This is a genomic window from Pseudomonas sp. SDO5522_S412 (genome assembly GCF_054071215.1).
Genome location: NZ_JBSVWQ010000008.1, coordinates 58,950 through 77,035, shown reverse-complemented (window position 1 = coordinate 77,035; position 18,086 = coordinate 58,950). Strand labels below are relative to the sequence as shown.

The following is an 18,086-nucleotide window of genomic DNA, read 5'->3' as shown; positions in this document are numbered from 1 at the left end:
CGGATGCATTGGCTGACCCACCGCTTTCGCGAGCAAGCCCGCTCCCACAGGAGATTTGTGCTGGTTGATGGAGCTTGGAGGGCAGGCACAAAAAAGGCGACCCGAAGGTCGCCTCATTCAACGCGGCACTGATCAGAACTCGTGATCAGCGTTATCCGGGTTCAAGTCACTGATGCCCAGCTTGCCAGCAGCCTGTTCGATCGAACCGGTCTGCTTCACCAATGCGGCGATGGCGTCACGTACGATCTGGTTGCCTTTGTCGTTACCGGCAGCAATCAACTGGTCGTAGTGTTCGCCGTTGTTGGCGTGGTCCACCATCACCTGGATCTTCGCTTCGGTGGAGGCCAGGTCAGCCTTCAACGCTTCATCGGCCGCCGGGTCGGCCTTGGCCACCAGGGAGGACAGGCTGGCGCCGGTCATCTTGGTACCGTCGGTGCGGGTGTACTCACCCAGGTAAACGTTACGAATACCCTTGGCGTCGTAGAAGTGCGAGTTGTGGGTGTTGTCGCTGAAGCAGTCCTGTTCGTCTTCCGGCGAGTTGGCTTCCAGGGAAACCTTCATGCGCTCACCGGCCAGCTCGCCCAGGGACAGGCTACCCATGCCGAACAGCATCTTGCGCAGGCCATCGGTCGCAGGTTCTGCTTCCAGCGTGGCGCGGTAGTTGTCTTCGACGTTGGGCTTCCAGTTGCCGACCATTTCTTCCAGGTCGCTGACCAACAGTTGAGTCACGGCGCGCAGGTAGGTGCGGCGGCGCTCGTTGTGGCCGCCAGTGGCGCCATCACCGGTCATGTAGTCCGACGCTGGACGGTTGCCGGCGCCCGGGCCGGTGCCGTTCAGGTCCTGGCCCCAGAGCAGGAATTCAATTGCGTGGTAGCCGGTGGCTACGTTGGCTTCGGAACCGCCCAGCTCATTCAGGCTGGCGAGTTTTTCCGGGGTGATGTCTTTGACATCGACCTTGTCTTCGCCGACCTGAATCTCGTTGTTGGCGATGATGTTGGCGGTGGCGCCAGGGTTGCCCAGGGCGTGTTCGTAGGTCTTGTCGACGTAGTCGATCAGGCCTTCGTCCAGGGGCCAGGCGTTCACCTGGCCTTCCCAGTCGTCAATGATGGTGTTGCCGAAGCGGAACACTTCACTCTGCAGGTACGGCACGCGCGAGGCGATCCAGGCGGTACGGGCCGCTTTCAGGGTGTCGTCGTTCGGGTTGGCAAGGAAAGTGTCGATCGCGGTTTGCAGGGTTTTCGCGGTGGACTCGGCATCGCTGTACACCGCGAACACCATGTCAGCGTAATGCGCGACCACAGCCTTGGCGGCGGCCTCGTCTACCTGGCCTGCCGGGGCAGCCGCCGGGGCGGTGGTGCTGGCGGCGGCCGGGGCTTGAGGCGCGGCGGCCTTGTCTTTGCCTTCACCGCAACCGGCGAGCGAAATGGCAATGGCGAGAAGGCTGGCGGTGGCCAGGGGCATACGAATCATGGCGAACATCCTGCTTCGGTTGTTGATGGGGCACGCGGGGGGCGCGCAAAACTGCGACATAATGCGAAAGATTTGCATTTTGTGTAAAGCGTTATAAGCAGGAAATATTTAGTATCGATTTGCCGGCCATCGGTGCGCGTGGCCCCGATGGCCGGCATCGCTTCAGAGGATGGCGGCGTTATTGCGCTGGGCCTGCTTCAAGTAGGCCACCAACTCCCGTGCCGGCAAGGGTTTGCTGTAGTGGTAGCCCTGACCCTCGTGGCAACCCTCGGAGATGATGTAGGCCTCCTGTTCGGCGGTCTCCACACCCTCGGCGATCACCTGCATGCCAAGGCTTTTGCCGAGCTGGATGATCGCCCGCACGATGGTCGCATCGTCGTCGTCATCCAGCAGGTCCTGGACGAAGCTCTTGTCGATCTTGATCTTGTCCAGCGGCAGGCTTTTCAGATAGCTCAGGGACGAATAGCCGGTGCCGAAGTCATCAATCGCAATCAGTGCCCCGGAGCGGCGCAGGCTCAGCAGGTGCTGGGCGGCGGTGCTGATGTCTTCCATCAGGCCGGTCTCGGTGACTTCCAGCTCCAGGCTACGCGGCGGCAAGCGGTAGATTTGCAGCAGGTTGTTGACCACCCGTGGCAGCTCGGCGTGGTGCAACTGTACGGTCGACAGGTTGACCGCCATGCGCAGCTCGGTGAAGCCCAGGTCATGCCATTCCCGCAGTTGCCGGCAGGCCTGGTCCAGTACCCATTCGCCGATGGCAATGATGGTGCCGTTCTGTTCGGCCAGGGGGATAAACAGGTCGGGCGGCACCAGGCCGTGCTCCGGGTGCTGCCAGCGGATCAACGCTTCGACACCCACCACACGGTGGTCGAGATAGCTGATCTGCGGCTGGTACACCAGGTGAAACTGCTCGCGGCTCAAGGCGTCGCGCAGATCCTTTTCCAGCTCGCGGCGGCGGCGCATTTCGCTGTCGACGCTGGCGATATAGAACTGGTAGCGGTTGCGCGAGCGGCTCTTGGCCAGGGTCATGGTCTGTTCGGCTTTTTGCAGCAGCTTCTCGGTGCTGTCGCCGTCTTCCGGGAACAGGGTGATGCCGATGGTGGCACGCAGGCGGATCTGTTCGTGATCGAGGGCGAATTCGGCTTCCAGGTCGTCGAGGATGCTTTGTGCCAATTCGGCGGCTTCGTAGGGCTGCTCGATATCGGCCTGCACCAGGGCGAACTGGTCGCCGCCGAGGCGGGCGAGGGCGCCGAGGCGGCCGCTGTGGGCGCGCAGGCGGTCGGCCAGGGCCAGCAGCAACTGGTCGCCGGCCTGGTAGGTGAACTGCTCGTTGACGCTTTTGAAGTCATCCAGCCCCACGCACAACACCGCGACCCGGCGTTGCCGGCGGCCGGCGTCGATCAGGATCTTGTCCAGTTGCTCCTGCAGTTTCTGGCGGTTCGGCAGGCCGGTCAGGAAGTCGTACTGGGCCATGCGCAGCAGGCTGTTTTCCGCCTCATGGCGCAAGTGCGTATTGCGCTCGATGGATTCGAGCAACTGGTTGGCGGTGTTGATCCAGAGCCCCAGCTCGTTTTTCTCGTGGCCCTTGAGCTGCGGGATCTTGTGCTCGCTGGGGCGGTCGGGGTTGATCGAACTCAGGTGCTCGATGATGCGCGAGAGCGGCTTGGTCAGCAGCCAGTGATAGACCAGGTACAACACCAGCCCCATGGCCAGCGCCCGCAGCACCCCGGAGATGAAAATGATCACCGAACTGACAAGAAACCCTTTGCCATAGGTGGCGGTGTCGAGGGTGATGCTCAGGTCACCGTAGTACTCGCTGTAAGGCCCGCGCCCCACCAGCGGTGTGGTGAACGTGCGTTCCTGGCCCAGAATCAGGTCGGTCAGCCAGCGGCTCGGGGATTGTTGCAGGTCGCGGGTTTTTTCCGCGAGCATGGTTTCGTTGGGGTGGCCGATGGAGGCCATGCGCACGGCATCATCCTGGAACAGGCCTTCGATGACCTGCATGCCCATCTCCCGGTCCAGGCTGTAGACGGCCTGGGTGGACGGGTCGCGAAACATGTCGAGGATGCGCTGGGCATCACCGGCCACGGCCTGGCGCGTCTTGTACGCATCAAAGACGATCTGCGCCGCGCTCAGTACCACGCCCACGGCCAATGCCGAAAGCAGTACCACCCGTAGCAACTTCACCGACAAGCTGTTTTTGAGTTCCAGCTTCAAAGGGTTATTCCTTGTTCCATGCGGGTAGCCTCAATATGCCATGAGTATTGGCAATCCCGTGAGGGCAGTCAAAGGGACATTGCGGCCAGGGCAGGTTTTGCAGTTTAGATGAGCGCGTCCGGGGGTAAGACGTTGGGAGGGGGAATGGAAAGGCAGGCCTGGCATGGAGTGAAGTCGGCGGATCGTACGTGCCGACTTCTTATACTGTCTTTTCAGGACGAGCGCGGGTTTTTCAGGCCAGCGAAACAAACCGTCGAGCGTCAGCGCCCATCAGGTAAACGAAATTTTCGGCGGTTGTGGCTGGTCTTGCGCCTGAGGGTCGATTTGCCCCAAGGCCTGTCGAGCTATGTCCACGGTCTTATCAAGGATGCCCAAGCTTTTGTCCAGGACGTCCAGGCCCTTATCTGTCACGTTATCGAACACGTTAAGTGCTTGAGGGGCCATGCCGATCAAAGATGCTAGATCCATATCAAGTTCTCCTGCAGTCAATCAGAGGGACATTCCTCTTACATGCTGCGTGGCGAAATCCTTTTGATGAGTTCCAGCGTTTTCCTGGCATTTTTCCATTTGTAATCGCCCACAAAAAAGCCCGGCAATCGCCGGGCTCTTTCTACTGCAAGCGGTACTTAAGCGGTGAAGGTCTTGCCTTCGAACTGCTCAGCCACGAACTTCCAGTTGACCAGGTTCCAGAACGCTTCCACATACTTTGGACGCACGTTGCGGTAGTCGATGTAGTAAGCGTGTTCCCAGACGTCGCAGGTCAGCAGCGGGGTGTCGCCGCTGGTCAGCGGGTTGCCGGCGCCGATGGTGCTGGCCAGGGCCAGGGAACCGTCAGCCTTTTTCACCAGCCAGCCCCAACCGGAACCGAAGGTGCCGACGGAAGTCTTGGTGAACTCTTCCTTGAACTTGTCGAACGAACCGAAGGCAGCGTTGATCGCCTCAGCCAGTGCGCCGGTAGGTTGGCCGCCAGCGTTTGGCGCCAGGCAGTTCCAGTAGAAAGTGTGGTTCCAGACCTGAGCGGCGTTGTTGAAGATGCCGCCCGAAGAAGACTTGACGATTTCTTCCAGGGTCTTGCCTTCGAACTCGGTGCCAGGCACCAGGTTGTTCAGGTTCACGACATAGGTGTTGTGGTGCTTGTCGTGGTGGTATTCCAAGGTTTCCTTGGAAATGTGCGGCTGCAGGGCATCGTGTGCGTAGGGCAGCGGCGGCAATTCGAAAGCCATGATGATTCTCCTAATCAGGTCAGTTGCGGTGAGCGCAAGGCCGATCACGGGCGGCCAAACAAGCGCCGGGGAGTTTGTACTCTTTGCGGCGCAGGGGCTGGATCATAGCACCGGGGGTGCGGCAAAACCACGCAACAACTGTGTGGGATAGAGGTTCCAGAGTGTTTTGGAATATCTACGCTGCGCTGATTAATTGATAGGCCACGCTGAACATCATGGCGGCTACCAGCAGGTCCAGAATCCGCCAGGTGGCGGGGCGCGCCAGCCACGGTGCCAGCCATGCGGCGCCCAGGGCCAGGGTCATGAACCACAGGAACGAAGCGCTGGCGGCCCCGGCCACGTAGGCGCCCGGTTCGGTTTGCTGGGCGCCGAGGGAGCCGATCAACAAGACGGTGTCCAGGTACACGTGGGGGTTGAGCAACGTCACCGCCAGGGCGCTGAGCATCACCGCCTTCAACGAGCGTACCTTGAGGTTCTCGCCCTCGCCCAGGCTCTGCTTCGAGCAGGCCCGGCGCAGGGCGAGGGTACCGTACCAGAGCAGGAACGCCGCGCCACCCCAGCGGGCAATCGCCAGCAATACCGGGTTATGCGCCAGCACGGTGGCCAGGCCGAATACGCCGGCGGCCACCAGGATCGCGTCGCACACCACGCACAGTGCCGCCACCGGCAGGTGATGTTCGCGCCGCAGGCTCTGCGCCAGCACAAACGCGTTCTGGGTGCCGATCGCCATGATCAAACCAAAGGCCACCAACAGGCCGTTCATATAGCTTTGCCACATAGGATTTACTCCGCGCCCGCCGCCAATTGCCGCAACACCGTCATGGCGCGCTCGGCATCGGCGCGGCCGACAAACAGGTGATCGTGGTAGTAGCCGGCAATCACGTTGCAACTGATCCCGGCCTGGCCCAGGGCCGTGGCGAACGCGGCGGTCAGGCCGACCGCTTCCAGGGCCGAATGCACGTTGAGGGTGATCCACGCAGCCACATAGTCGAAGGCCAGTCCGGCCCGCTCGGCCTGCTGGCGCTCGACGATCAACGTCAGGCCTTCCTGCTCGCGGAAGCTGCCGATCACCTCGCAACCTTCGGGGATTCGGCTGTCGGCCAGGGTGCAGAACACGTAGTCGCCGTCATTGAGCTGTGGGCTCATGCTGCGCAGCAGGGTTGCCAGGGCGGTTTCGCCAGCCATGTGGAGGTCCTTGAATAAGAAGAAGCGATGCTGGCTATTCTCCCGTCCAAGGCTGTATAAGAAAAACCAATATTGCTGATCGCTCATTAGGAAAACTGATGTTCGACTATAAATTGCTTTCCGCCCTGGCGGCGGTGGTGGAACAGGCCGGCTTCGAGCGGGGCGCGCAGGTACTGGGAATTTCCCAATCGGCGATTTCCCAGCGCATCAAGCTGTTGGAGGCGCGAATCGGCCAGCCGGTGCTGGTACGTGCCACGCCGCCGACGCCCACCGAGATCGGCCGCCGCCTGCTCAACCACGTGCAACAGGTACGATTGCTGGAGCGCGACCTGCAAAGCCAGGTGCCCGCGCTGGATGAAGAGGGCATGCCCGAGCGCCTGCGCATCGCCTTGAATGCCGACAGCCTGGCCACGTGGTGGGCCGAGGCGGTGAGCGACTTCTGCGCCGAGCAGCATTTGCTGTTGGACCTGGTGGTAGAAGACCAGACCGTCGGCCTCAAGCGCATGCGCGCCGGCGAAGTGGCAGCCTGTATTTGCGCCAGCGAACGCCCGGTGGCCGGTGCCCGCAGCCTGTTGCTCGGCGCGATGCGGTATCGGGCGCTGGCCAGCCCGGCGTTTGTCGCCCGGCACTTTCCCGAGGGCGTGCGGGCCGATCAACTGGCCCGCACGCCGGCGCTGGTGTTCGGCCCGGATGATTTCCTGCAGCATCGCTACCTGGCGTCCCTGGGCGTCGACGGTGGTTTCGAACACCATCTATGCCCCTCGTCCGAAGGTTTTATTCGCCTGACGGAAGCCGGATTGGGCTGGGGCCTGGTGCCCGAACTGCAGGTGCGCGACCAGCTGGAAAAGGGCGTGTTGGTGGAGTTATTGCCAGATAAGCCGATCGATGTGCCGCTGTACTGGCATCATTGGCGCAGTGGTGGACAATTGCTGGGCCTGCTGACGGATCATCTGGCACACACAACGGGGCAATGGTTGGTGCCGTTGGCGTGATGGCCAGCGTCAAGGCAACAGCGATGAAAAACGAAAGAATGCGGAGTAAGTCATGAAAATTCTGGTCACCGGCGCAAGCGGCTTCATTGGCGGGCGCTTTGCGCGTTTCGCCCTGGAGCAGGGCCTGGACGTGCGGGTCAACGGGCGGCGGGCCGAAGGTGTGGAGCACCTGGTACGGCGCGGCGCCGAGTTTATCCAGGGTGATTTGAATGATCCGGACCTGGTGCGCGAGCTGTGCCGCGACGTCGAGGCCGTGGTGCATTGCGCCGGGGCCGTGGGGCTGTGGGGGCGTTATCAGGACTTCCACCAGGGCAATGTGCTGGTTACCGAAAACGTGGTGGAGGCCTGCCTCAAGCAGCGGGTCGGGCGCCTGGTGCACCTGTCTTCGCCGTCGATCTACTTCGACGGCCGTGACCACCTGGGCTTGACCGAAGAACAAGTGCCCAAGCGTTTCAAGCATCCGTATGCAGCCACCAAATACCTGGCGGAGCAAAAGGTGTTTGGCGCCCAAGAGTTTGGCCTCGAAGTGCTGGCCCTGCGCCCGCGCTTTGTCACGGGGGCCGGCGACATGAGCATCTTCCCGCGCCTGTTGAAGATGCAGCGCAAGAACCGCCTGGCGATTGTCGGCGATGGCCTGAACAAGGTCGATTTCACCAGCGTGCACAACCTCAATGAAGCCCTGCTCAGCAGTTTGCTGGCGACGGGCTCGGCGTTGGGCAAGGTCTACAACATCAGCAACGGTGCCCCGGTGCCGGTGTGGGATGTGGTGAACTACGTGATGCGACAGATGGACATGCCTCAGGTCACCCGTTATCGGTCCTACGGCTTGTCTTACAGCGTTGCGGCGCTCAATGAAGCTTTCTGTGCCATGTGGCCAGGGCGCCCGGAACCGTCTTTGTCACGGCTGGGCATGCAGGTGATGAACAAAGATTTCACCCTCGACATCACCCGCGCACGGCATTATCTCGACTACCAGCCCAAGGTCAGCCTGTGGGCGGCCCTCGACGAGTTCTGCAGTTGGTGGAAGGCCCAGGACGTGGGACTTAAATAACCGGCAACACACCGGGAACCGAATTTGCGAACCCGGGTCGATCAGTGCGGCAGGTCGGGGGTTTATACTCCGACGCCTGGCTATCCATATGCCACCTCAAAGGATTTAAGGTTGATTCATGCGTAACGATGCTAACGACGACTTCGACAACGTTCCCAGCCTGCGGGCCGACACCTCGGACGACGATGATTTCGAGCCCACGCCGGCTACCTCCGTGCGCTCCCGGCCTGCGCCGGTTGTCAAGGTCAAGAGCGCCAGTACCGGGCCGCTGTGGGCATTGGTCGGTGCGCTGCTGTTCGCCTTCGCCGGCCTTGCCTGGTGGAGCTTCCAGCAGATTTCCCTGATGGGCCAGCAACTGGTGGCGACCCAGGAAAGCTTCGCGCGCATCAGCGAGGAAGCGGCGGGGCGCCTGCAGGATATTTCCGGCAAGGTGGTGGCCAGCGAAGCCAATGTGAATAATGGCAGCGAGGCCCTGAAACTGCAGATCAAGCAGCTGGAGACCCAGTTGCTGGAGCAGGGCAAGCAGCAGATGGGCGTGGCCGGCCAGGCAACGGACCTGGACAAGCGCCTGGAGCAGATGACCGCCAGCACGACCCAACTGTCCAGTGCCAACGCGCAATTGCAGGGCCAGGTCCAGGCGCTGACGGAGGCGGTGGCTACCCTCAAGTCCCGGGACGCCGAGTTCAAGGACCTCTCCGCCGACGTTGCAGCCCTGAAAAAACAGGGCAACCCCACGGCCGCCATCGCCCGCCTGGAGCAGGACCTTGTGGTCCTCAAGAGCGAACTGGACAACCGCGCCGCGGCTTCGGACGGTCCGTCCACCAAGGAGTTCGACGTGTTCCGCATCCAGACCACGCGTAACGTCACTGCCTTGCAAAGCCAGGTGCAGAACCTGCAGCAGCAGATCAACCAGCCGGCCCGGATCACCCCTCTCGGGCAGCAGTGATGTGAGGTACTGCAGGCGTCACTACACATGACGCCTGCAGGCCCTGGCACAATCAATGTCACCAATCGGTGACATTTCCCGTCTCCTTCGTTACTTGCCCTCGCGCCGCCCTTGTTTAGACTCCCGTCATCCCGCACATAATAAAAAGGGCTAATCATGACCACGCAACCACTGCCTGCCAGTAGTTGGCTGAACGCACCTGCCCATCACGCCTGGCTTGCCACTGAAGGCCAGCGCCTGCTGTCATTCGCCAAGGCTTCCAGGCTGCCTGACGGCTTCGGCAACCTCGACGATCACGGTATTTTGCCGCCCGATGCCGTCGCTGAAACCATGAACACCGCCCGTATGACCCACAGCTTTGCCATGGCCCATGGCCTGGGCCTGCCAGGTTATGCCGACCTGGTGGAACACGGCGTCGTGGCCCTCAGCGGCCCGCTGCGCGATGCCCGGCACGGCGGTTGGTTCGCCACGCCCGACGCCCGCGACGGCAACACCGGCAAGGCCGCCTACCTGCACGCTTTTGTCGCCCTGGCCGCCTGCTCCGCAGTAGTGGCCGGCGCTCCCGGCGCGCAAACCTTGCTCAACGACGCGATCCACATCATCGACCAGTACTTCTGGAACGAAGAGGAGGGCGCGATGCTCGAGTCCTTCGCCCAGGACTGGAGCGGGGTAGAAGCCTATCGCGGCGCCAACAGCAACATGCACGCCACTGAAGCCTTCCTGGCCCTGGCCGATGTCACCGGTGAAACCCGCTGGCTGGACCGGGCACTGCGCATCGTCGAGCGGATTATTCATACCCATGCGGCAGAAAACCGGGACATGGTGATCGAGCATTTCGACAGCCATTGGCAACCCCTGCGTGGTTACAACGAAGACAACCCGGCCGATGGTTTTCGTCCCTACGGCATCACCCCCGGCCACGGCTTCGAATGGGCGCGACTGGTGTTGCACCTTGAGGCTGCGCGCCTGGATGCCGGGCTCGTCACCCCTGAGTGGCTAGTGACCGACGCCAAGGGCCTGTTCGCCAGCGCCTGTGAATACGCCTGGGCCGTCGACGGCGCTCCCGGCATTGTCTACACCCTCGACTGGAGCCAGCGCCCCGTGGTGCGCGAGCGCCTGCACTGGACCCATTGCGAAGCCAGTGCCGCTGCCCAGGCGCTGCTCAAACGCACGGGGGAGTTGCATTACGAAACCTGGTACCGGCGCTTCTGGGAGTTCTGTGAAACCCGTTTCATTGACCGCACCCACGGCAGCTGGCACCACGAACTGAGCCCGAAAAACCAGCCCAGCGCGAAAATCTGGGGTGGCAAACCGGACCTCTACCACGCCTGGCAGTCTGTCTTGCTGCCGGGGCTACCCTTGTCACCGAGCATGGCCAGTGCCGTGGCCACCGGGCGCTATGTCACCAAATGGTGACATTTTGGCGTCCCTTTGTTACCTGCACCTGAAAAATCCCTGTTTAAACTCGTTTGCAGCGCAAGCACCGACTTGCATGCATAACAACAAGAAAAAAGGTACTCAGATGAAAGCGATCAGTCGCCTCGCCGTAGCTATTTCCGTTGCCTCGTTGTTTCCCCTCAGTGCTTTTGCCGCCGACTCGAAAGGGACGGTTGAAGTTGTGCATTGGTGGACCTCGGGTGGCGAGAAAGCGGCAGTAGATGTCCTGAAGGCCCAAGTTGAAAAAGACGGTTTCACCTGGAAAGACGGTGCCGTCGCCGGCGGTGGCGGTTCCACTGCCATGACCGTACTGAAGAGCCGCGCCGTTGCTGGCAACCCGCCAGGCATGGCCCAGATCAAAGGCCCCGACATCCAGGAATGGGCGTCCACCGGGCTGCTCGACACCGACGTCCTGAAGGAACCCGCCAAAGAAGAGAAGTGGGACAGCCTGCTGGACAAGAAAGTCTCCGATACCGTGAAGTACGAAGGTAACTACGTGGCCGTGCCGGTGAACATTCACCGCGTGAACTGGCTGTGGATCAACCCGGAAGTGTTCAAGAAAGCCGGTATCACCAAGAACCCGACCACCCTCGAAGAATTCTACGCAGCGGGCGACAAGCTCAAGGCCGCGGGCTTCATTCCGCTCGCCCACGGTGGCCAGCCTTGGCAGGACAGCACCGTCTTCGAAGCGGTCGTGCTCTCGGTCATGGGGGCTGACGGTTACAAGAAAGCCCTGGTGGACCTCGACGAAAAAGCCCTGACCGGCCCTGAAATGATCAAGTCCCTGACCGAGCTGAAGAAAGTCGCGACCTACATGGACGCCGACGGCAAGGGCCAGGACTGGAACCTGGAAGCCGCCAAGGTCATCAATGGCAAGGCCGGCATGCAGATCATGGGTGACTGGGCCAAGAGTGAATGGACCGCCGCCAAGAAAGTCGCCGGCAAAGACTACGAGTGCGTAGCCTTCCCGGGCACCGACAAGGCGTTCACCTACAACATCGACTCCCTCGCTGCGTTCAAGCAGAAAGACAAGGGCACTGCTGCCGGCCAGCAGGACATCGCCAAGGTCGTGCTGAGCGAAAACTTCCAGAAGGTCTTCAGTATCAACAAGGGCTCGATCCCGGTTCGTATCGACATGTTGAAAGACATGGGCAAATACGGCTTCGACTCCTGCGCCCAGACCGCCGCCAAGGACTTCCTTGCAGACGCCCAGACCGGTGGCCTGCAGCCGAGCATGGCGCACAACATGGCGACCACGCTGGCGGTACAAGGCGCGTTCTTTGATGTCGTGACCAACTACATCAATGACCCGAAAGCTGACCCTGCGGATACCGCGAAGAAACTCGCTGCCGCGATCAAGTCGGCCAAGTAACGGTTAGTACCGAATGGCCTTGTGGGGGGACCCCTAACCCCCACAAGGCATGTTCCTGTAGTCCTTTTTCCCTGTACTGGATTTTCCCATGAGTTCTGTTGCTGTGTTCAGCAAAGCCTCGCCGTTCGATGCACTGCAGCGCTGGCTACCCAAACTGGTGCTGGCGCCGAGCATGTTCATCGTTCTGGTGGGCTTCTATGGCTACATCCTGTGGACGTTCGTGCTGTCGTTCACTAACTCGACTTTCCTGCCGACCTACAAGTTCGTAGGCCTGGCGCAATACGTGCGCTTGTTCGACAACGACCGCTGGTGGGTCGCGAGCAAGAACCTCGCGGTGTTCGGGGGCATGTTCATCGGCATCACCCTGGTGATCGGCGTGACCCTGGCGATTTTCCTCGACCAGAAAATCCGTCGCGAAGGTTTTATCCGCACCATTTACCTGTACCCGATGGCGCTCTCGATGATCGTCACCGGTACCGCCTGGAAATGGCTGCTCAACCCAGGCATGGGCCTGGACAAACTGCTGCGTGACTGGGGCTGGGAAGGCTTTCGCCTGGACTGGCTGATCGACCCGGACCGTGTGGTGTATTGCCTGGTGATCGCTGCTGTGTGGCAAGCCTCCGGCTTCATCATGGCGATGTTCCTTGCCGGCCTGCGCGGTGTTGATCAATCGATCATCCGTGCGGCGCAGATCGACGGCGCGAGCATGCCGCGCATCTACTGGAAAGTGGTGCTGCCAAGCCTGCGCCCGGTGTTCTTCAGTGCGGTAATGATCCTGGCGCACATCGCGATCAAGAGCTTCGACCTGGTGGCGGCCATGACGGCGGGTGGTCCGGGTTACTCCTCCGACCTGCCGGCGATGTTCATGTACTCCTTCACCTTCAGCCGCGGCCAGATGGGCATGGGTTCGGCCAGTGCGATTCTGATGCTCGGTGCGATTCTCGCAATCATCGTGCCTTACCTGTACTCCGAGCTGAGGACCAAGCGCAATGACTAGTCTTGCTGGCAAACCTGCCATCAGCCTGAGCCGCGTCGCGATCTACGCGGTGCTGATCCTCGCTGTCCTGCTGTACCTGGTGCCGTTGGTGGTCATGTTGCTCACCAGCTTCAAGACCCCGGAAGACATCAGCACCGGCAACCTGCTGAGCTGGCCCACCGTGATCACCGGCATCGGCTGGGTGAAAGCCTGGGCCACGGTTGACGGCTACTTCTGGAACTCGATCAAGATCACCGTTCCGGCGGTACTGATCTCCACCGCCATCGGTGCGTTGAACGGCTACGTGCTGTCGATGTGGCGCTTCCGTGGTTCGCAGTTGTTCTTCGGCCTGTTGCTGTTCGGCTGCTTCCTGCCGTTCCAGACCGTGCTGCTGCCAGCCTCGTTCACCCTTGGCAAGATGGGCCTGGCCAGTACCACCACGGGCCTGGTGTTCGTGCACATCGTCTACGGACTGGCGTTTACTACACTGTTCTTCCGTAACTACTACGTCAGCATTCCCGATGCACTGGTGAAGGCGGCTCGCCTGGATGGCGCGGGGTTCTTCACGATCTTCCGCCTGATCATCCTGCCGATGTCGACACCCATCATCATGGTGTGCCTGATCTGGCAGTTCACGCAGATCTGGAACGACTTCCTGTTCGGCGTGGTGTTCTCCAGCGGTGATTCGCAGCCCATCACGGTGGCGCTGAACAACCTGGTCAACACCAGTACCGGGGTCAAGGAATATAACGTTGATATGGCGGCGGCGATGATCGCCGGGCTGCCGACCCTGCTGGTCTATGTGGTCGCAGGCAAGTATTTCGTGCGCGGCCTGACGGCCGGCGCGGTCAAGGGGTAATCATGGCAACGCTCGAACTTCGTAACGTAAACAAGACCTACGGTACCGGTCTGCCGGACACCCTGAAGAACATCGAACTGTCGATCAAGGAAGGTGAGTTCCTGATCCTGGTCGGCCCTTCGGGTTGCGGCAAATCGACCCTGATGAATTGCATTGCCGGCCTGGAAAACATCACCGGTGGCGCGATCATGATCGGCGACCATGATGTCAGCGGCATGAGCCCCAAGGATCGTGACATCGCCATGGTGTTCCAGTCCTACGCGCTGTACCCGACCATGAGCGTGCGCGAGAACATCGAATTCGGCCTGAAGATTCGCAAGATGCCCCAGGCAGCGATCGATGAAGAAGTGGCGCGAGTGGCCAAGCTGCTGCAGATCGAGCACCTGCTCAATCGCAAGCCGGGCCAGCTCTCCGGTGGCCAGCAACAACGCGTGGCCATGGGCCGGGCACTGGCGCGTCGCCCGAAGATCTACCTGTTCGACGAACCGCTGTCCAACCTCGACGCCAAGCTGCGGGTCGAGATGCGTACCGAAATGAAACTGATGCACCAGCGTCTGAAAACCACCACCGTCTACGTCACCCACGATCAGATCGAAGCGATGACCCTGGGCGACAAAGTGGCGGTCATGAAGGACGGCATCATCCAGCAGTTCGGCACGCCGAAAGAGATCTACAACGACCCGGCCAATCTGTTCGTGGCGAGCTTCATCGGTTCGCCGCCGATGAACTTCATTCCACTGCGCCTGCAACGCAAGGACGGCCGCCTGGTGGCGCTGCTGGACAGCGGCCAGGCCCGCTGTGAATTGCCATTGAACATGAACGATGCCGGTCTTGAAGACCGCGAAGTGATCCTGGGCCTGCGCCCGGAGCAGATCGTGCTGGCCGCCGCCGAAGCCACCGGCGCGCCGACCATTCGGGCCGAGGTGCAAGTCACCGAGCCGACCGGTCCGGACACCCTGGTGTTCGTGCAAATCAATGACACCAAGGTCTGCTGCCGCCTGGCGCCCGATGTGGCGCCGCAAGTGGGCGAGACCCTGACCTTGCAGTTCGACCCGGCCAAAGTGTTGCTGTTCGACGCCAAGACCGGCGAGCGCCTGGGCACTGCCGCTTCGTTGCCTGCCCAGGACCGTGCCGACAACGTCGCTCAATTCAAGGGACGCTGAAGTTTCAAATGATGTGTAGGGGCTTTTGTGAGAGTCCTGCTCTCACAAAGAAGTAAACCGCGTTAGATAAAAACAGTTAATAACAATAAAGACGAGGATGTAGGGATGAAAAAGCACCACAACAACACCCGGTTGTTCTGCCAACTGTCAGCAGCAGCAGCCCTGGTACTGTCCGCCAATGCGATGGCGGACGACGCGTTCAGCGCCGACTCCAAGTGGATGACCGGTGATTGGGGCGGCGAACGTACCAAGCTGATCGAGCAAGGTATCGACATCAAGGCGGATTACGTCGGTGAAGTCGGTGGCAACCTTGGCGGCGGCTACAACAACGACAAGACTGCCCGTTACGCTGACCAGTTCGGTCTGGGCGTGGCACTGGACCTGCAAAAGCTGTGGGGCTGGGACAACACCCAGGCCAAGATCCAGTTGACCAATCGTAATGGCGCAAACATCTCCAACGACCGTATCGGTGACCCGCGTGCCGGCACCTTGAGTTCGTCTCAAGAAGTCGACGGCCGAGGCCACATGGTGCGTCTGACCCAGTTCTGGGTTCAGCACCAGATGTTCGACAACAAGCTGGACGTGAAGCTCGGTTACTTCGGTGAAGGCGAAGACTTCAACACCTTCCCGTGCGACTTCCAGAACCTGTCGTTCTGCGGCTCCCAGGTCGGTAACTATGTAAACACCTGGTACAACTGGCCAGTCGCCCAGGCGGCTATTCGCGTGAAGTACAACATCACGCCTGAACTGTATGCGCAAATCGGTGCATACAACCAGAACCCGTCGCAACTGGAGCACGGCAACGGCTTCAAGCTCAGCGGCAGCGGCACCAAGGGCACCGTGATTCCGGTGGAATTGGTCTGGTCGCCTAAGGTCAATGGCCTGCCGGGTGAATACCGTGTGGGTTACTACAAGAGCGCCGCGGACGCCAACGACGTACTTAAAGATGTCAATGGCAACGATGCAGCCACCACTGGGGCAGCCTACCGTGTGCGCAGCAGCAAAACCGGCTATTGGGGCGTCGTGCAACAGCAACTCACTACCCACAATGGCGACGCTTCCCGCGGCTTGAACATCGCGGCCAACGCCACCTTCCACGACAAAGACACCAACCTGGTCGACAACTACCAGTCGGTGATGCTTGTGTACAAAGGCCCATTCGACGCCCGTACCAAGGATGACGTGGGTATCGGTGTGTCCCGTATCCATGCCAACAGCGACGTGAAGAAAAACGCCGAGCTGTATAACGAGGCCAACGGTTTCACCGATTACAGCGAAGCGGGTTACGCACCGCTGCGCAACACCGAATACAACGTCGAACTGAACTACGGCATCCACGTCACCAACTGGCTGACCGTGCGTCCCAACCTGCAATACATCGCCAACCCAGGTGGTGTTAAGCAAGTCGACAACGCGGTGGTAGCGGGCCTGAAAATTCAGTCTACGTTCTAACGTTGTTGCGATAAGCTCCTTCTCTCTGTGCGCATTTTGCGGGTAGCCATGGCTATCCGCTTTTTTTTGTGTGGGAGCTGGCTTGCCTGCGATGCGCGCCCCGCGGTGTATCTGCCACACCGAGGCGATGCCATCGCAGGCAAGCCAGCGCCTGCAAAGATATTCAGGACCGTGGCACATGCATGAGCATCCGCTGCAACGCTTTTTCAAATCCCTGCGCGAGCGGCCGGTATTCGCCTGGGAGCGCTTTCAGATGCGCGATGTGCTGGTGATCGATCACCCGCTCTGCCAGGCGGTGTTCAGTCGCCAGGGCGCGCAATTGCTGCACTTTCAGCCCACGGGCCAGAAGCCCTGGCTGTGGTGCGCGGCCAAGTGGCCGCAGGTCGGCGCCATCCGTGGCGGCGTGCCGGTGTGTTGGCCGTGGTATGGCCGCCATCCCAGCGAAAACGCCTGGCCGTCCCATGGTTGGGCACGGCTGATCGACTGGAAATTGCTGGACAGCAGCACCGACGACGACGGCGTGCGTTTGCACTGGCAATTGCAGCTATGCGACTGGCAGGTGGACCTGCATGCACACCTGGGGGAAACCCTGGAGCTGCGCCTGGCCACCGAGCACCAGGACGAGCTGCCGTGCCAATTGAGCCATGCTTTGCACGCTTATTGGCGGATTGGCAACGTTGGTGAGATAGCGCTGTCTGGGCTCGATGGCGCGCAGGGCTACGACCAGCTGAATCGCCAGGCGTGCCAGCAGGAAGGTGAGTTGCGTGTCGATGGTGGGTGTCAGCGGGTGTTCCAGCACGACGGTGAACTGCACCTCAAGGACCATGCCTGGCAGCGCGAATTGTGCATCGACACCGGCGAGAGTGCCGACACGGTGGTGTGGCACCCGGGGAGTCGACCATTGCTGGGGGTGAGCTTCAACGAGGCTGCGGGGTTTGTGTGTGTGGAGTCGGCGATGGCTGCTGCGAGCCTGGCGCCGGGGGAGCGGGCGCATTTGAGTTTGCAGGCGAGGGCGGGGGCTTGATCCGGATGTTCCGGTGTTGCTGATGCCGCTTTCGCGAGCAAGCCCGCTCCCACATTAGATTTTCATTGTCAGGTAAATCGGGTTATTTACCGCCGATAATCTGCTTCACCAACAGTGCATGACCGGCTTCATCATCCGCCCGGGAAATGGCCTGCACCACCAATTGGTGGCTGCCGGAGCCCGTCAGGAAGGTGGAACTCAGTGTCTTGCCACCGCCCATGGTCGCGGTGCTGTCGACCTGGCGCAGGGCCAGGCCTTTCACGGTGAGTTTCTTCTCGGCGCCTTTCTTGAAGTCCGGCAGGGCGGCGCTTTGTTCCTTGACGAAATCCGCCACGGCACCGTCGAGGAACTGCGGGTCGTTGTCCTTGATCAGGCCGGCGACACTCGGTTTTTCGACGACGAAGATCACGCTTTTGGTGGCCTGGTCACTGTACATCGTGCCGCTGGCGCCTGCGGTGCCGTGCTCGGCATCACCGGCCGGCAGTGGGTCGGCCAGGTAGGACTTGGGCAGGTTGAAGCTGAACTTGCCATCCAGGGTGGAGATGGTCTGGGTGGCGGTCTTCTGCGCCGCTGGCTTGCTGGCGGCGAGGACTTGGCTGGCGCCGAACCCGGCGGCCAGCGCGAGGGCCAAGAGGGCTGCGGTCTTGCTGAGGGTGGCCATGAAGCTCTCCAGGGATGAACGAAATTGCGCCGTATTCTGTCAGAAAATTCGCAAGATCGTT

General features: G+C 61.0%; 17 protein-coding genes. 10 read left to right on the top strand and 7 right to left on the bottom strand.

Annotated elements, in window-relative coordinates; translation table 11 throughout:
- Positions 1-132: 132 nt before the first annotated feature.
- The 6 genes from ACW9I6_RS03925 to ACW9I6_RS03900 form a co-directional block, all read right to left on the bottom strand.
- Positions 133-1,470 (bottom strand): imelysin family protein, encoded by a 1,338-nt coding sequence (locus ACW9I6_RS03925; protein WP_003212990.1) that lies wholly within the window; start codon positions 1,468-1,470, stop codon positions 133-135.
- Between the two features lie 162 nt (positions 1,471-1,632).
- Positions 1,633-3,684, bottom strand: coding sequence for a putative bifunctional diguanylate cyclase/phosphodiesterase (locus ACW9I6_RS03920; protein ID WP_003212994.1), 2,052 nt, complete (start codon positions 3,682-3,684; stop codon positions 1,633-1,635).
- 270 nt (positions 3,685-3,954) lie between these two features.
- Positions 3,955-4,152, bottom strand: a complete 198-nt coding sequence (locus tag ACW9I6_RS03915; RefSeq protein ID WP_003212995.1) for a hypothetical protein — start codon at positions 4,150-4,152, stop codon at positions 3,955-3,957.
- 158 nt (positions 4,153-4,310) lie between these two features.
- On the bottom strand, positions 4,311-4,907 hold the full coding sequence (locus tag ACW9I6_RS03910) for a superoxide dismutase (RefSeq protein ID WP_003212997.1): 597 nt from the start codon (positions 4,905-4,907) through the stop codon (positions 4,311-4,313).
- A 175-nt stretch (positions 4,908-5,082) separates the two neighbouring features.
- Positions 5,083-5,685 carry a LysE/ArgO family amino acid transporter gene (locus tag ACW9I6_RS03905; protein WP_003212999.1) on the bottom strand — a complete coding sequence of 201 codons (603 nt, stop codon included), beginning with the start codon at positions 5,683-5,685 and terminating at the stop codon, positions 5,083-5,085.
- 5 nt (positions 5,686-5,690) lie between these two features.
- Entirely contained in the window at positions 5,691-6,092 is a 402-nt protein-coding gene (locus ACW9I6_RS03900) for an ACT domain-containing protein (RefSeq protein ID WP_003213000.1), read from the bottom strand.
- Between the two features lie 98 nt (positions 6,093-6,190).
- Here ACW9I6_RS03900 and ACW9I6_RS03895 point away from each other — a divergent pair, with 98 nt between their 5' ends.
- The 10 genes from ACW9I6_RS03895 to ACW9I6_RS03850 all read left to right on the top strand — a co-directional run bounded on the left by ACW9I6_RS03895 (position 6,191) and on the right by ACW9I6_RS03850 (position 17,364).
- Entirely contained in the window at positions 6,191-7,084 is an 894-nt protein-coding gene (locus tag ACW9I6_RS03895; protein ID WP_003213001.1) for a LysR family transcriptional regulator ArgP, read from the top strand.
- Between the two features lie 52 nt (positions 7,085-7,136).
- The gene (locus ACW9I6_RS03890; protein ID WP_003213003.1) at positions 7,137-8,135 is read left to right on the top strand and encodes an NAD-dependent epimerase/dehydratase family protein; all 999 of its coding nucleotides are present in this window, start codon (positions 7,137-7,139) and stop codon (positions 8,133-8,135) included.
- A 118-nt stretch (positions 8,136-8,253) separates the two neighbouring features.
- Entirely contained in the window at positions 8,254-9,081 is an 828-nt protein-coding gene (locus tag ACW9I6_RS03885) for a hypothetical protein (protein WP_003213005.1), read from the top strand.
- 156 nt (positions 9,082-9,237) lie between these two features.
- Complete coding sequence (locus ACW9I6_RS03880; protein WP_457338917.1) at positions 9,238-10,497, top strand: D-mannose isomerase; 1,260 nt, start codon at positions 9,238-9,240, stop codon at positions 10,495-10,497.
- Between the two features lie 106 nt (positions 10,498-10,603).
- On the top strand, positions 10,604-11,890 hold the full coding sequence (locus ACW9I6_RS03875) for an ABC transporter substrate-binding protein (protein WP_457338916.1): 1,287 nt from the start codon (positions 10,604-10,606) through the stop codon (positions 11,888-11,890).
- An 88-nt stretch (positions 11,891-11,978) separates the two neighbouring features.
- Entirely contained in the window at positions 11,979-12,887 is a 909-nt protein-coding gene (locus ACW9I6_RS03870) for a carbohydrate ABC transporter permease (protein WP_003213011.1), read from the top strand.
- The gene (locus ACW9I6_RS03865) at positions 12,880-13,725 is read left to right on the top strand and encodes a carbohydrate ABC transporter permease (protein WP_003213012.1); all 846 of its coding nucleotides are present in this window, start codon (positions 12,880-12,882) and stop codon (positions 13,723-13,725) included. The genes ACW9I6_RS03870 and ACW9I6_RS03865 overlap by 8 nt, the downstream gene beginning before the upstream one ends.
- Positions 13,726-13,727: 2 nt before the next feature.
- Positions 13,728-14,888, top strand: a complete 1,161-nt coding sequence (locus ACW9I6_RS03860) for an ABC transporter ATP-binding protein (RefSeq protein ID WP_457338915.1) — start codon at positions 13,728-13,730, stop codon at positions 14,886-14,888.
- Between the two features lie 105 nt (positions 14,889-14,993).
- Positions 14,994-16,340, top strand: a complete 1,347-nt coding sequence (locus ACW9I6_RS03855; protein WP_134327217.1) for a carbohydrate porin — start codon at positions 14,994-14,996, stop codon at positions 16,338-16,340.
- Between the two features lie 178 nt (positions 16,341-16,518).
- A complete protein-coding gene (locus ACW9I6_RS03850; RefSeq protein WP_003213018.1) occupies positions 16,519-17,364 on the top strand; it encodes a D-hexose-6-phosphate mutarotase in 846 nt (281 codons plus the stop codon).
- Between the two features lie 82 nt (positions 17,365-17,446).
- Here ACW9I6_RS03850 and ACW9I6_RS03845 read toward each other — a convergent pair whose 3' ends face one another.
- On the bottom strand, positions 17,447-18,025 hold the full coding sequence (locus ACW9I6_RS03845; RefSeq protein WP_003208079.1) for a DcrB/PsbP domain-containing protein: 579 nt from the start codon (positions 18,023-18,025) through the stop codon (positions 17,447-17,449).
- Positions 18,026-18,086 lie beyond the last annotated feature (61 nt).

What these genes read in the sequence shown, in the direction of transcription:
- ACW9I6_RS03925 (WP_003212990.1), bottom strand. Translation starts at nt 1,470, where the DNA reads ATGATTCGTATGCCCCTGGCCACCGCCAGCCTTCTCGCCATTGCCATT.
- ACW9I6_RS03885 (WP_003213005.1), top strand. Translation starts at nt 8,254, where the DNA reads ATGCGTAACGATGCTAACGACGACTTCGACAACGTTCCCAGCCTGCGG.
- ACW9I6_RS03915 (WP_003212995.1), bottom strand. Translation starts at nt 4,152, where the DNA reads ATGGATCTAGCATCTTTGATCGGCATGGCCCCTCAAGCACTTAACGTG.
- ACW9I6_RS03895 (WP_003213001.1), top strand. Translation starts at nt 6,191, where the DNA reads ATGTTCGACTATAAATTGCTTTCCGCCCTGGCGGCGGTGGTGGAACAG.
- ACW9I6_RS03860 (WP_457338915.1), top strand. Translation starts at nt 13,728, where the DNA reads ATGGCAACGCTCGAACTTCGTAACGTAAACAAGACCTACGGTACCGGT.
- ACW9I6_RS03855 (WP_134327217.1), top strand. Translation starts at nt 14,994, where the DNA reads ATGAAAAAGCACCACAACAACACCCGGTTGTTCTGCCAACTGTCAGCA.
- ACW9I6_RS03900 (WP_003213000.1), bottom strand. Translation starts at nt 6,092, where the DNA reads ATGGCTGGCGAAACCGCCCTGGCAACCCTGCTGCGCAGCATGAGCCCA.
- ACW9I6_RS03865 (WP_003213012.1), top strand. Translation starts at nt 12,880, where the DNA reads ATGACTAGTCTTGCTGGCAAACCTGCCATCAGCCTGAGCCGCGTCGCG.
- ACW9I6_RS03890 (WP_003213003.1), top strand. Translation starts at nt 7,137, where the DNA reads ATGAAAATTCTGGTCACCGGCGCAAGCGGCTTCATTGGCGGGCGCTTT.
- ACW9I6_RS03870 (WP_003213011.1), top strand. Translation starts at nt 11,979, where the DNA reads ATGAGTTCTGTTGCTGTGTTCAGCAAAGCCTCGCCGTTCGATGCACTG.
- ACW9I6_RS03875 (WP_457338916.1), top strand. Translation starts at nt 10,604, where the DNA reads ATGAAAGCGATCAGTCGCCTCGCCGTAGCTATTTCCGTTGCCTCGTTG.
- ACW9I6_RS03850 (WP_003213018.1), top strand. Translation starts at nt 16,519, where the DNA reads ATGCATGAGCATCCGCTGCAACGCTTTTTCAAATCCCTGCGCGAGCGG.
- ACW9I6_RS03880 (WP_457338917.1), top strand. Translation starts at nt 9,238, where the DNA reads ATGACCACGCAACCACTGCCTGCCAGTAGTTGGCTGAACGCACCTGCC.
- ACW9I6_RS03845 (WP_003208079.1), bottom strand. Translation starts at nt 18,025, where the DNA reads ATGGCCACCCTCAGCAAGACCGCAGCCCTCTTGGCCCTCGCGCTGGCC.
- ACW9I6_RS03910 (WP_003212997.1), bottom strand. Translation starts at nt 4,907, where the DNA reads ATGGCTTTCGAATTGCCGCCGCTGCCCTACGCACACGATGCCCTGCAG.
- ACW9I6_RS03905 (WP_003212999.1), bottom strand. Translation starts at nt 5,685, where the DNA reads ATGTGGCAAAGCTATATGAACGGCCTGTTGGTGGCCTTTGGTTTGATC.